Genomic DNA, 12455 nt, shown 5'->3' with positions numbered 1-12455 from the left:
GTGATGACAAACAGAGTCAGCGCCGTTGAAACTAACCTATTACGGCATTTTTTAACGATTTTTTCCGATACGGTCGATATGAGCCAACAGCAAATACCAGCAACGAAGCCGAAGCAGATACGTTTTCGTCACCAGATAATGGCGTTGATGTTATCGATTATTTTAATAATGACCGCCTCGGTAATCCTTGTCGCAGTACCCGCCTCGCTTTACTCGGAGCAAATTGTCACCTTCGATCGGTTGAAATCGGCCAATCGGCTGAAAGAGTTTTGGGTCACCCGTGAACTGAGTGAAATAGGCAGCAGTGTCGAGGTACTGAGTGATAATGACAACCTGGTCGATGAGGTGCGATTTTTAGTCAAGTTGATCCCGCTGCAGGCGCCGCAAGAAACCTTGGATGAGCTGGCCGAACAGGATAATGGTCAGTGGCGGTTTGGCGATATTGGCAGCCTCTATTGGCAGAGCTATCGTCGCTTACACGCCTATTTTCGATTTACCGATAGCACCTATCCTAATAGTGATGTGCTGTTAGTCAGGCCTGATGATGGCTTGATCATTTATCGATTTGACCGCGAGCAAGGTTTGTTTAACGCGGTAACCAATCAGGCAACAGCGCTGTCGCAGTGTGTCAACAAGGCGACTAATACACCGAATCAATTGATATTTCAGGATCTCAAAGAGCTGCCAGATGGCACGGTAAAAGGCTGCGCCGCCAAGGCGATTGTCAGTGATGGCGAGGTAGTGGCGGTGCTGGTATTGCGCTATTCGCCGGATTTGATAAATTTTATTATGACGAAGCGACCGGGTTTAGGTGAGACAGGTGAGACCTATATCATCGGTCGAGACCGCTTGATGCGGACAGACTCGCGGTACTATCAAGATTCGACCATTATGGTCGAAAAAGTCGATACTGAAGCGGTTGATCGAGCCTATATTGAAGGTGCCGGTCAGGGGGTTATTCGTAACTATCAAAACACGGATGTTTTCTCCGTCTGGACACCTATTCAGGTGGGTGACCTGGACTGGGTCATGGTTGCCGAGATCAGTCGTGAGGAGGCCTATTCGACAATCCGTGCCAGCTCGGTTCAACTGATGTTATTCACGGGGGCGGCCTTTGTCGTATTGGTGGTGTTGGTCTACGGTTTTGCTCGTCGAACAGAGCAGCCTTTGCTGGTGTTATTAGAGGGGGCGAAGAAATTTGCCCTCGGTAACTACGATGAAAAGCTATCGACCAATGTGACCAGTAAGGAAATCTCGGATTTAATTGACACCTTCAATGATATGTCGAGCCAGATACAAGACCGCACCGAGGCGTTGGAGGATGCACGAAAGGCGGCAGAATTTGCCAGCCAGGAGGCCGACAAGGCCAATCATGCCAAGAGTGAATTCCTGTCGCGTATGAGCCACGAGCTGCGCACACCATTAAACGGCGTGTTGGGGTATGCGCAAATACTGCGTAACGACAGCAAAATTGATGCATCGCAGCGTGAAACTATTGTGTCGATTGAGGGGTGTGGCCAGCATTTACTCGAGCTCATCAACGATGTACTGGATATCGCTAAGATAGAAAGCGGTGAGCTGCAAATTGATTTGCAGAGCTGCCGCTTGGTCGAAATTGTCGATAGTGTGGTCAATGTGGTCAAGCCTAAGGCATTGCAAAAAGGCTTGGAGTTCAGGGTCGAACTCGGCGATATTCCAGAGTACATCGTAACCGACTCGATGAAGCTCCGTCAGATTTTGATTAACTTGATGGGTAATGCGACAAAGTTTACCCATAGTGGTTTTGTGACGCTGCAGGTATCGCCGCTGGATCAATCTCAGGAACTTTCATTTCAGGTGATTGACTCGGGGATTGGTATACCGAAGGAAAAGCTAAGAGAAATTTTCAATCCCTTTAAGCAAACTATTGAAGGCCGCAAAGAGGGGGGGACTGGCCTAGGGTTGGCGATCTGCCAGCAGCTTTGCATTGCTCTCGGTGGTACTTTTGAAGTCAACAGCGAGCTTGGTCAAGGCTCCAGCTTCAGCTTTACCTTGCCGCTGAACTATCAACAGACAGGTTTGCAGAATCAGATGCTGCCAATGTCTACCATGGTAGTCGATGATGTACCGCTGATATTAGTAGTCGAAGATGAAGAGTTGCCAGCGGAGACTATGCAAGCACTATTATTATCTCATCGTTATCAGTGTATTGGTGTCGACAACCTGGCGGCGGCAAAGGATGTGCTGGCCAGTAATTGTGTCAATTTGCTGGTGCTGGACGTCGGCTGTGATATCGAGGCTGATCAGCTGCTGATGGTGGCAGGTCACTGCGATAGTGCGCCATTTGTTTTGGCAGGCGTTAACTCTCAGGCAGAGTTGCCAGAGTGGATCGGTGTTGACCAATTCTTTGTTAAATCGTTAGAGGGAGAAAAATTGCTGCCTCTTATAGAGACATACTTACCTAATGCCCACCTACCTGCAGAGGCTGCCGAAGACGTACCGGAAGATCTGGTCGATACTGCAACTGTGGCTGATGCGCCGCTTACCAGTAACATCGATAACACCGAGGTGGTGAGGTTAATACTGATAAAACTCGAGCAGGCAGCAAATATAGGTGATCTGGCTGCGGTATTTGAGCAGTCTGCGTTACTGTCGGCGCAGCTTGGTGAGCAACATCCATTATATCAATCATTTAAAGACTATGGCGATGCGTTAGAGCTGCCAGAAATAGCGCAATTATCGCAGTTGATCTTGTTAAAGCTGGCGGTGTAACGTGATAAATAGAGTAAAGGGATAGGCTATGCCAGATTCAAATGCAGCCTCAATATTGTTGGTCGATGACAATCCGACCAACCTTCAGGTTCTGTACAAAACATTAAGCGATCAAGGCTTTCATCTTTTGATTGCACGCGATGGGCATGTGGCTTTGCAAATTGCCCGCTCCGCACAACCGGTGTTGATATTACTCGATATCATGATGCCTGAAATCGATGGTTTTGAGGTCTGCCGTCAGTTGAAGGCAGACCCTAAAACAGCGGCCAGTGCGGTTATATTCCTCTCTGCCCTGGGAGATACGACGACCAAGGTTAAAGGCTTTGAGCTCGGTGCTGTCGATTATATATCCAAGCCCTTCCAGGCTGAAGAAATCGTCGCACGCGTCAATACTCATGTTCGCTTGAGAGCGTTGGAGGTTGAGCTTGAGGAGAGAAATCGTGAACTCGAATCTGAAAATCAGCGCATATTATCCACCATGGCTGATGCTGTTTGCGGTCTCGACGTCGAGGGACGCATTACCTATGCAAATCGTTCGGCGCGAAGGATAACCGGTTATCGTGATGACCAACTGCTGGGTCAGGACTGCGCCCAGTTTTTGTTTAAGCCGGGCTTACAAAAAGGTGAGTTCGCCTACGACACGATTATCGATGACCTGTTAAGCGGCAAGGCGTTATTCAATATCGAGGTGACGTTATTCGCTAACAACGCTACGGAGCGTTTGGTTGCGGCAAGCTGTACACCAGCTATGGATGGTGAGCACCCCAGTGGTTTTGTTATTGTGTTCAGGGATATTACTGAGTTTAGGCAGAGTCAGCTTGAGCTGGGGGTGGCGAGAGAGCAGTTGCAATCACAGCAGCAGCACCTCGCTCATATCGAGCGGTTAAGCACCATGGGGGAGATGGCGGCAGGTTTTGCCCACGAGGTTAATCAGCCACTTACTGCGATCTCAAATTATGCCAGTGTTGCCGTCCGTTTTGCCGATAAGGAGCCGGTTAACCGCGATAAATTAAAAGACGTTCTGCATAAGATGGGGGCGCAGGCGGTGAGGGCCAGTGAAGTTATTCAGCGGCTGCGCGATTTTGTTAAAAAGCCGGTGTCTGGGATTGTGATACAAGATCCAAATGACTTAATTGAGGAGGTGATTCAATTAGCCGAGGTCGACAGTCGTAATAACAATGTGCCAATTAAATTTGAGCGGTTAGCCAAAGTTACTGCCGTAGCGGTGGATAATATCCAGATCCAGCAGGTCGCCCTCAACCTTATTCGTAACGCGATGGAATCGATGGCCGATAGTGAGCACCGTCACAAAGGCGTGTTGATTTCGCTGTCAGACGAGCGTCCAGGCTTTATCACGGTATCGGTAAGAGACTGGGGCTATGGTTTGGCTGAAGATGCCGAGCAAAAACTTTTTCACCCGTTCTACACCACCAAGGAGGCTGGTATGGGGATTGGTTTGTCGGTGTGTCATAGTATTATGCAGAGCCACCAAGGAGAAATTGGCTTTTCACGTAACAGTGATGTCGGCTCTACCTTTTACTTTACTCTGCCATTACAGCTGGATTTGTAATACAAACAGCAAAAAAAAGGAGGGCTGTGTGCCCTCCTTTAGTATTAGTTACTCGCGGTGGCCGCAGCAGGTATTTCACCTTCTTTTTCGCTGGCTATGCGCTGGTAAATCTCTTCACGATGAATAGGGATACATTTTGGTGCGGTGATACCAACACGGACTTGGTTACCATTAATGCCCAAAATTGTTAATGTTACATCGTCACCAATCATTAGTGTTTCGCCTAGGCGTCTTGATAGAACTAGCATGGCGTTTTCTCCTTGAGTTAATGTACATATTCTATTTTCATACGACTGTTGCAACAATTCGCAGTTTTACCTACGAGATTGCGTGATAGTCAGTATTGTTGGGTGGTTACTCTGTAGGGCGCTGCAGGCAAGGGGGTGAAGGGAGGGGGCAGAAGATTAAAGTTTGGTATGAGTTTACAAGCCATCTCGCATTTGTCTTAGGCGAGCTATGTTACACTTTTCATCGTGAGGCGCGTTCAATGTTGCCTCAGTCACCGTTGTTGTTTTATATAGAGGAAATCATGGGCATTCTACGCTTCAGGTCAATCTTGGCCATCGTTTTAATCTCGGCATGTTCATCGGTTTTTGCTGCTTGTGAACAGCCGTTGCGAATAGGCGTAACTGCAAACTACCCTCCGATGGTGTTTAAGCAGGATGAGCGTTTAGCCGGCATAGAGATTGACTTGTCGCGTGAGTTGCAACGACTGCTCGAATGTAAGCTTGTCTATGTTGAATTGCCGTTTGAGCAATTGCTGTCAGCGCTGCAGACGGACAAGGTGGATATCATCATGGCTGGCCTCAGTATTACCGATAGCCGTAAGCAATCAGTGTCCTTTGCCAAGCCTTATATGAGTCTTGGTCAAATGGCGATTATTCGTAAAGATAGCCTCACCCTGCACAACAAGCACCCGGCGGCCATTTTAGCAGAGGGGATTACTGCCGGTTATGAAGAGGGGTCTACCGGTGAGAGGTTTGTAGAGCGATATCGCGACACCGTCGAACTGAAGGGGTACCCCAGTGCAGAAGTCGGCCTGAAAAAATTACAGCAACGAGAGATTGATATTTTTATTCACGATGCCCCTACCAGTTGGCGATTGGCCAGCAGTCGCGATCATCTCGATTTAATCAGTATGTACAAGCTATTAACCAGAGAGGACATTGCCTGGGCAGTATCGCCCAGCAAGCCAGAGCTATTAGTAGAGTTGAATAACGGTTTGGATACGATGCGCACCAGCGGTCGGCTGGGGGATATTATCAGTCGATGGATTCCGGTGACTGTCGAGGTCGAAAACACGGGTTTTTAATGGAAGGCCGTTAGGCCGGCCTTCGTGTTTAGCCATTGTTTATCAATGAACAAAGGCTTCCAAGTTTATTTTATCAAGAGTCTCATTTATAACCTGCTCTCGGCTATGGGAGTCTGTCGCGCTGTCGAGCTCTAATTCGAGCTGACTTTCTTCAAGGCTGGCGTATAGATGGTTTTTTAACCTGCCTACAACGCCGGTCATAATCTCGATGGTTTGATCGATTTGATCGAGTGTGAGTAAAATAGTCTCGGTGTCTAACTTGTCTGAGTGGCCAGAAGACATTGATATTCCTTTAATGGTTAGAGGGCTGAATGATTCAGTGTATGAGCTCGTTATTATTTTGGTCGCTGGCTTGTACGCTGAGAGTGCAAATTAAAATAGAGTTAAGAGGATTTTGTCGCAAGGTGTAACCTTGGGTGCAAGCTGTGGATAAGGTGGGGGTATTTTTTTGGTAGTACTCGCTTACCCTTAGTCCCCTATTTTTAAGCCTTTTCAAATATCAATATGAGCAAAACCTGTATAAACGTTTTAGTTCTAAGTTGTATTCGTTAATAACCATGATCTATATGAGGCTATTATTGGCGGTGCATTCGGAGGTTGGTAGTGTTATTTTTGACCATAGACCAAGGCACGACATCTACTCGTGCGCTGGTAATTGATAGTAATGAAAACACCCTGGGTTTGGGGCAGCAGGCCATTGTTCAGCATTATCCCAATAATGGTTGGGTCGAGCATGATCCTGAGCAAATATGGCAGTCCACTTTAGACAGTTGCCAGCTTGCTATTGCGTCGGCAGTCGACGATGTGAGTCAGCTAGCAGCGCTGGCAATCACCAATCAGCGCGAGACCGTGGTGCTATGGGATCGTCAGACAGGGAAGCCTGTTTACAATGCTATCGTATGGCAGGATAGACGCACGGATGATTATTGTGATGCACTGAAGGCTCAGGGGCATGAATCCTATATTCAGTCGACAACAGGGCTGTTACTGGATCCCTACTTTTCTGCCAGTAAAATCAACTGGCTGCTCGATAATATTGAGGGTGCGCGAGAAAGAGCGGAGGCCGGCGAATTAGCTGTTGGCACCATCGATTGTTTTTTGGTGTGGCGGTTGACCAATGGTCAGAGCCACATTACCGATGCGACTAATGCTAGTCGCACTTCATTATTTGATATCCACCAGCAGTGCTGGGATGAAAAATTACTCGATATCTTTAACATCCCCGAAGCTATTTTACCGACTGTCGTCGATAACTCTGGCGCATTGGCAGTTTGTGACCAACAGCATTTTGGCCTGCCGTTGGCGATTAAGGCGATGATTGGCGACCAGCAGTCGGCTCTGATTGGCCAGGGCTGTGTTGAGACGGGACTGGCCAAATCAACCTTTGGTACCGGCAGTTTTTTGATGCTTAATACCGGTGATGTTGCTGCGATTTCGGAGCACAGAATGTTGACTACCGTTGCCTTTCGCTTGTCTGGGCAGTTGAGTTTTGCTATCGAGGGGAGTTTGTTCTGCGCTGGCTCAACCATGGATTGGCTGAGGGACAAGCTTCAGATTATTGATCATATTGGCGATATCGAACCATTAGTAAAAAAACGAAGTGACTCTCGAGGCGTTTATCTGGTGCCTGCTTTCACCGGCTTGGGCGCCCCATATTGGCAGCCAAAGGTCAACGCAGCGTTAGTCGGAATGACGCTCGACAGTGATCGGGCCGATGTTGTGACTGCGGCGCTACAATCTGTGGTCTACCAAACCCAGGAGTTATTGATGTTAATGGCGGAAGAGGGGGTGGCCCCCCAGCTACTGGCTGTCGATGGTGGCATGGTAGCCAACAGTTGGATGTGCCAGTTCCTGTCAGATATGCTAGCCATTCCGGTGGTTAGGCCTCGCCAGTTAGAGGCTACAGCTCTGGGTGCGGCTCGCTTGGCAATGCTTGCCTGTGGCGTCATTGAGGCATTGCCGGTTGGTGGGCGAGGTGAGGCTCGCTCATTTGATGCGACCATGTCCGATAGCCAAAGGCAGCATAATCTACAGGGTTGGCAGCGAGCCTTGATCGCTGCTCGCAGTATGGATCCAAGCCACTGTTAAAGTGGGCCGCGGCGACGTCGTGACTATTCGTCGGCGCTGAAGGCTACAAGATGTTCAACATGAAGGTTGACTCTGACTGTTTGATTGACACTGTAGTCGTGATGGCTGGGTATCAGGGCTTCAATCTCAATGCCGCTGTCTAATGTCAATTTATACAGGGTGCTGCTGCCACTGAAGAGTTTGTAACTGATCGTGGCGGGATAACCTTCCTCGTCAGGGCTGTTAATCTCAATGTCATCGGGGCGCAATAGCACCTCGACCTCGCTGTTGGTTGGCCAGCTGTAGGCGCGGTTGCCAGATATTTCGCCCAACTCTGTTGTTACTTTGTCAGGTGCGATCAGGGTGCCTTTAATGAGGCTGCCACGGCCAATAAAATTGGCCACAAAACGGTTGTAAGGTTCGTGATAGAGGTTGAAACCCGTATCCCACTGGGTCAAACGCCCCTCGTGTATTAGGCCAATTTGGTCGGCAAAGGCGAAGGCTTCTTCCTGGTCATGGGTGACGAGGATGGCACTGATGTCCAATGCCTTAAGTATGTCTCTGACCTCGAGGTTGAGACGCTTTCTCAATTCTGCATCGAGGTTGGAAAAGGGCTCGTCCATCAAAAGCAGTCTTGGCTTTGGAGCCAAGGCTCTGGCGAGAGCGACACGCTGTTGTTGTCCGCCAGATAGCTCGTGTGGATAGCGTTTTTCGAAGCCGCTGAGGTGGGTCAGTGTCAGTAGTTCTGTTAAGGTCTCGCGCTGTTCGCTTTGGCTTTTCTTATGGATGCCGAAACAAATATTCTGCGCTACTGTAAGGTGGGGGAACAGGGCGTAATCTTGAAAGACCATGCCAAGTGGGCGTTGTTCGGGTGGGGTGGTGTTATATTGGTCGGACAGCCGTTCGCCAGCCAAGGTGATCGCGCCATCGGCGAGTTCGTTGAAACCGGCAATGGCCCGAAGCACCGTTGTTTTTCCGCAGCCACTCGAGCCGAGTAGGCAGCAAATTTCACCCGCATTAATGTGGAAGCTCAAGTCTTTAATAATGACCTGGTCCTGATGTCGGCATTCAATATTTTCTACTGTCAGTAAAGCGGGCATAGAGGATTCGTTGTCTAAGAAAAGAACAGGGGCGGCACAGCCGCCCAGTCAATTATGTGCAGAGGTGAGCTTGGATCAGCGGTGTTAATATTTCAACTATCTTTGTGGCTGTCTGCTGGTTGATGGTCAGCGGCGGCAGTAGGCGAATTACATTGCCGGCTGTCACATTGATTAACAGATGATTATCGAGCGCTTGTTGTACCAGCTCGGGGCAGTCACGGTTGAGCTCGATGCCGATCATCAGTCCTTTGTTACGGATTTCTACCACGCCGTCGGTTGAGGCCAAGGCCTCACTAAGCAGGTGATTGAGCAAATTGCCCATGGCCGTGGCGTTAGCACATAATTCATCTTGTTCAATGGTTGTGATAACAGCATTGGCTGCCGCGCATGCCAAGGGGTTGCCGCCAAAGGTTGAGCCGTGGTTGCCCGGTGCAAAAATACCGTTGGCCTTGCCTCCTGCAATGCATGCCCCTATAGGCACGCCATTGCCTAGTCCCTTGGCCGTGGTGACGACATCCGGCTTGATGTTGGTATGCTGGAAGGCAAAATACTTTCCGGTTCTACCGTTGCCGGTTTGCACCTCGTCGAGCATTAACAGCCACTGTTGTTGATCGCAAATCTGACGCAGTGCGGTTAAGTAATCGTCACTGGGAATGTGAAGGCCGCCTTCGCCTTGTACCGGCTCCAGCAAAATGGCAACGATGTTGTCGTGCTGCTCGGCTGCAGCTTTAACGGCCTCGATATTGTCGTAAGGCACGCGGATAAAGCCTTCTACCAGTGGCCCGAAACCCTGTTGAATCTTGCTGTTACCTGTGGCGCTTAAGGTAGCCAGGGTTCTGCCGTGGAAGCTGTGCTCCATCACTAAGATGGCGGGTTTGTTAATATGGTGCTGGTGGCCGTATAGACGTGCAATCTTGATGGCCGCCTCATTACTCTCGGCGCCAGAGTTGGCAAAGAACACGTTATCCATGCCGCTGATGCGAGTTAGCTTCTCAGCGAGTTCAATCTGTGGCGTGATGTGGTAAAGATTTGAGGTGTGTACCAGTGTGGCAGCTTGCTGACTGATCGCCTCCGTTACCCGGGGGTGGCAATGACCAACGTTGCAGGTGCCAATACCGCTGAGCGCATCAATGAATCGGTTGCCCTGTTGATCGAAGAGGTAACAATCCTCACCCTTCACAAAGTTAACCGCAAGCCTGCCGTAGGTATTCATTATCGCTGTAGTCATGATCAATGTGCTCTTTGTAAACGCTGTATGCGGCGCTAGCTCGCAGGGAAACAAGCATTCTAAACAGCGAGATAGTTGATAGCAATGACTTGCTCCACGGCAATCTAAATTGGCTGAGGTAATAAATAGGGGAAAATAGATGAAAAAGTGGATACAATCGCAGCTGATTTGATGAGGGCGCACAAATTGCGTCAAGACTGCAGGCAAAGAGATTAACTATGGATATTATCGACACTATCAAAGAGCAAATTACTAACAACGATATTCTTATCTATATGAAGGGTTCACCAAATGCGCCACAGTGTGGTTTTTCTGCTCGTACCGTGCAGTGTTTAATGCAGTGTGGTGAGCGTTTCGCTTATGTTGATATTTTATCCAACCCTGAGATTCGCAGCGAGTTACCAAAGTACGCGAACTGGCCAACATTTCCTCAGGTGTGGATTAAGGGTGAGCTGGTAGGTGGCTGTGATATCGTTTGTGAGATGTTCGACGAGGGCGAATTACAAACCATGATTAAAGATGCTGGTGCTTCAGCGGCTGAATAAACATTGTGTTGCCGAGGTCCCGTGCCTCGGTAATCCACCCTTTCCCTCAGACTGACTCCGCGCAACCCAAAACCTGCCCGACCTTTACCCCCTAGATTGATTCAACGAAGAGTTCAGATTGAATAAGCTGGAGCTTTGTCGTGCGTCAAATAAAAGGCGTGCGAAATGAGTAGCGGGTTCTGGAAATTAAGGATTGGGGAAATAAGGCTCTTAACTGACGGAGAGAGGGTGCCAGATAAAAGCCAAAAAAGAGGTTATAACGCGTAGAATTGAGGGTCAGCTGTTGAGGCTGCGTGAATTGTTTCTTGAATGATTTGCTTGGCATGTTGTCCGCACTTGCCACACTGTGACGCAATACCGAGGGTGTTACAGACCTCGCGCATAGAGGAGGCGCCATCTTCAACAGTGGTTCTTATTTGGCTGTCAGTAATGCCTTTGCAAATACATACATACATAGTTAAGTCGGCAATTAGTCGTTATTGATGATGTGGATTTTAAATTAATGAGAATCATTGTCAAATACTTATTGATAATTATTATCATTAATTCCTGGTCATAAGATGTCGATAAATTGTTTTTATTACTGACTGTTGTAATCTGGTCGGATTGACCCAATGTTTTCCAGACTGAATTATTTTTTGCTGTTGCTAAGGCAGTAGAATGTATAGTGATGATTTTCTAAACAATAAATTAATTGACTAACGAGGAATTACCCATGGCAGTTTTAGTTGGCAAGCCTGCTCCAGATTTTACCTGTGCCGCTGTTCTAGCAAACGGCGAGATCGTTGATTCATACACCCGCTCAGAAGCAATGGCTGGTAAATACGGCCTAGTATTCTTTTATCCACTCGATTTTACCTTTGTTTGCCCATCAGAGTTGATTGCTCTTAGTCACCGCATGGACAAATTCAAAGAGCTGGGTGTTGAGGTTGTTGGTGTTTCGATTGATTCACAGTTTACTCACAACGCATGGCGTAATACCGATGTAAACGATGGTGGCATCGGCGCTGTTGAGTACACCTTGGCCGCAGATGTTAATCATGATATCTGTCGTTCATTCGATGTTGAGTCTGATGGTGGTGTTGCGTTCCGTGGTGCCTTTATTATCGATAAGGCTGGCAATGTGCGCTCTCAAATTGTGAATGACCTACCACTGGGCCGTAATATCGATGAGCTAATTCGTACCGTCGAAGCGCTTCAGTTCCACGAGGAGCACGGCGAAGTATGCCCTGCTGGCTGGAATAAGGGTGACAAGGGTATGACGGCCTCGCCATCCGGTGTTGCCGATTACCTGGCTGCTGAGTCTGATAAGCTGTAATAGCTTCTTGCAGTTTGTGACATAAAAAAACCGGCGTCAGCCGGTTTTTTATGTCTGGGATTTGGGGGTTGGGTGTCTGGTTGCTGGTGGTGGCCTGGCGCGTTGGTCTCGGACTACGGGTAACCACCTATCTGTAGCGGCATTTCAGCTTGTTTTTGCTGCTTTTTTGAGCGACTTTTGCCGTGACTGTAGTTTTTTTACTTTTCTCTCAAAAAGCCCTTGCGCGATTCAGAGCTCGTCCGTATAGTTCGCATCCGTCGTCACCGAGACAGCTTTTAAAGCGCCTCAGGCGACACCGTGAAGACCTTTATTTCACACCTTGTTTTTAAGCGGTTTTAAATCAAAACTTCTTACCAACAAAATGAAATAAAACGTTGACACGCCGCTGCGAATCATTAGAATACGCAGCCCGACATTGAGCAACACGCTCTGTCGACAAGATGTTAAGTCCCAGCGGCTAACATGCTTTTTAACAAATTGATCAAGTAATTCGTGTGGGTGCTTGCTGAGTGATTGTCTCCAAAAAGATAGTCAGATGCAGCAGGGATCTACACATACATCATG

At 48.4% G+C, this 12455-nt stretch carries 11 protein-coding genes; 6 read left to right on the top strand and 5 right to left on the bottom strand.

Annotated elements, in window-relative coordinates:
- The first annotated feature begins 3 nt into the window (after positions 1–3).
- Both L9P87_RS17715 and L9P87_RS17710 read left to right on the top strand, forming a co-directional pair.
- On the top strand, positions 4–2751 hold the full coding sequence (locus L9P87_RS17715; protein WP_237446114.1) for an ATP-binding protein: 2748 nt from the start codon (positions 4–6) through the stop codon (positions 2749–2751).
- Between the two features lie 28 nt (positions 2752–2779).
- Entirely contained in the window at positions 2780–4321 is a 1542-nt protein-coding gene (locus tag L9P87_RS17710) for an ATP-binding response regulator (protein WP_237446098.1), read from the top strand.
- A 44-nt stretch (positions 4322–4365) separates the two neighbouring features.
- Here L9P87_RS17710 and csrA read toward each other — a convergent pair whose 3' ends face one another.
- Positions 4366–4569: a carbon storage regulator CsrA gene (csrA, locus tag L9P87_RS17705; RefSeq protein WP_237446097.1), complete on the bottom strand. Its 204-nt coding sequence runs from the start codon at positions 4567–4569 to the stop codon at positions 4366–4368.
- Positions 4570–4808: 239 nt separating this feature from the next.
- Between csrA and L9P87_RS17700 the strand changes: the two genes are divergently transcribed.
- Positions 4809–5633 (top strand): substrate-binding periplasmic protein, encoded by an 825-nt coding sequence (locus tag L9P87_RS17700; protein WP_237446096.1) that lies wholly within the window; start codon positions 4809–4811, stop codon positions 5631–5633.
- Positions 5634–5675: 42 nt separating this feature from the next.
- Here the strand turns inward: L9P87_RS17700 and L9P87_RS17695 are convergent, their stop codons facing one another.
- Positions 5676–5915 carry a hypothetical protein gene (locus L9P87_RS17695; protein ID WP_237446095.1) on the bottom strand — a complete coding sequence of 80 codons (240 nt, stop codon included), beginning with the start codon at positions 5913–5915 and terminating at the stop codon, positions 5676–5678.
- A gap of 321 nt (positions 5916–6236) precedes the next feature.
- Between L9P87_RS17695 and glpK the strand changes: the two genes are divergently transcribed.
- Complete coding sequence (gene glpK / locus L9P87_RS17690) at positions 6237–7721, top strand: glycerol kinase GlpK (protein ID WP_237446094.1); 1485 nt, start codon at positions 6237–6239, stop codon at positions 7719–7721.
- A 23-nt stretch (positions 7722–7744) separates the two neighbouring features.
- On the opposite strand, the gene L9P87_RS17685 is transcribed toward glpK, so the two are convergent.
- Positions 7745–8800: an ABC transporter ATP-binding protein gene (locus tag L9P87_RS17685; RefSeq protein ID WP_237446093.1), complete on the bottom strand. Its 1056-nt coding sequence runs from the start codon at positions 8798–8800 to the stop codon at positions 7745–7747.
- A 52-nt stretch (positions 8801–8852) separates the two neighbouring features.
- On the bottom strand, positions 8853–10031 hold the full coding sequence (locus L9P87_RS17680; protein ID WP_237446113.1) for an aspartate aminotransferase family protein: 1179 nt from the start codon (positions 10029–10031) through the stop codon (positions 8853–8855).
- A 215-nt stretch (positions 10032–10246) separates the two neighbouring features.
- Here L9P87_RS17680 and grxD point away from each other — a divergent pair, with 215 nt between their 5' ends.
- Complete coding sequence (grxD, locus tag L9P87_RS17675; protein ID WP_237446092.1) at positions 10247–10573, top strand: Grx4 family monothiol glutaredoxin; 327 nt, start codon at positions 10247–10249, stop codon at positions 10571–10573.
- Between the two features lie 254 nt (positions 10574–10827).
- Here grxD and L9P87_RS17670 read toward each other — a convergent pair whose 3' ends face one another.
- The gene (locus L9P87_RS17670) at positions 10828–11028 is read right to left on the bottom strand and encodes a bacterioferritin-associated ferredoxin (RefSeq protein ID WP_237446091.1); all 201 of its coding nucleotides are present in this window, start codon (positions 11026–11028) and stop codon (positions 10828–10830) included.
- 260 nt (positions 11029–11288) lie between these two features.
- On the opposite strand from L9P87_RS17670, the gene L9P87_RS17665 reads away from it, so the two are divergent.
- Positions 11289–11891, top strand: a complete 603-nt coding sequence (locus L9P87_RS17665; protein ID WP_237446090.1) for a peroxiredoxin — start codon at positions 11289–11291, stop codon at positions 11889–11891.
- Positions 11892–12455: the final 564 nt, after the last annotated feature.

Origin of the sequence: Sinobacterium norvegicum, assembly GCF_923077115.1 — a bacterium.
GTDB classification, from domain to species: Bacteria; Pseudomonadota; Gammaproteobacteria; order Pseudomonadales; family Sinobacteriaceae; genus Sinobacterium; species Sinobacterium norvegicum.
Note: the sequence above shows the minus strand (reverse complement) of the source record. Positions and strands in the feature narration are given on the sequence as shown.

What these genes read in the sequence shown, in the direction of transcription:
- L9P87_RS17715 (WP_237446114.1), top strand. Translation starts at nt 4, where the DNA reads ATGACAAACAGAGTCAGCGCCGTTGAAACTAACCTATTACGGCATTTT.
- L9P87_RS17710 (WP_237446098.1), top strand. Translation starts at nt 2,780, where the DNA reads ATGCCAGATTCAAATGCAGCCTCAATATTGTTGGTCGATGACAATCCG.
- csrA (WP_237446097.1), bottom strand. Translation starts at nt 4,569, where the DNA reads ATGCTAGTTCTATCAAGACGCCTAGGCGAAACACTAATGATTGGTGAC.
- L9P87_RS17700 (WP_237446096.1), top strand. Translation starts at nt 4,809, where the DNA reads ATGTTGCCTCAGTCACCGTTGTTGTTTTATATAGAGGAAATCATGGGC.
- L9P87_RS17695 (WP_237446095.1), bottom strand. Translation starts at nt 5,915, where the DNA reads ATGTCTTCTGGCCACTCAGACAAGTTAGACACCGAGACTATTTTACTC.
- L9P87_RS17685 (WP_237446093.1), bottom strand. Translation starts at nt 8,800, where the DNA reads ATGCCCGCTTTACTGACAGTAGAAAATATTGAATGCCGACATCAGGAC.
- grxD (WP_237446092.1), top strand. Translation starts at nt 10,247, where the DNA reads ATGGATATTATCGACACTATCAAAGAGCAAATTACTAACAACGATATT.
- L9P87_RS17670 (WP_237446091.1), bottom strand. Translation starts at nt 11,028, where the DNA reads ATGTATGTATGTATTTGCAAAGGCATTACTGACAGCCAAATAAGAACC.
- L9P87_RS17665 (WP_237446090.1), top strand. Translation starts at nt 11,289, where the DNA reads ATGGCAGTTTTAGTTGGCAAGCCTGCTCCAGATTTTACCTGTGCCGCT.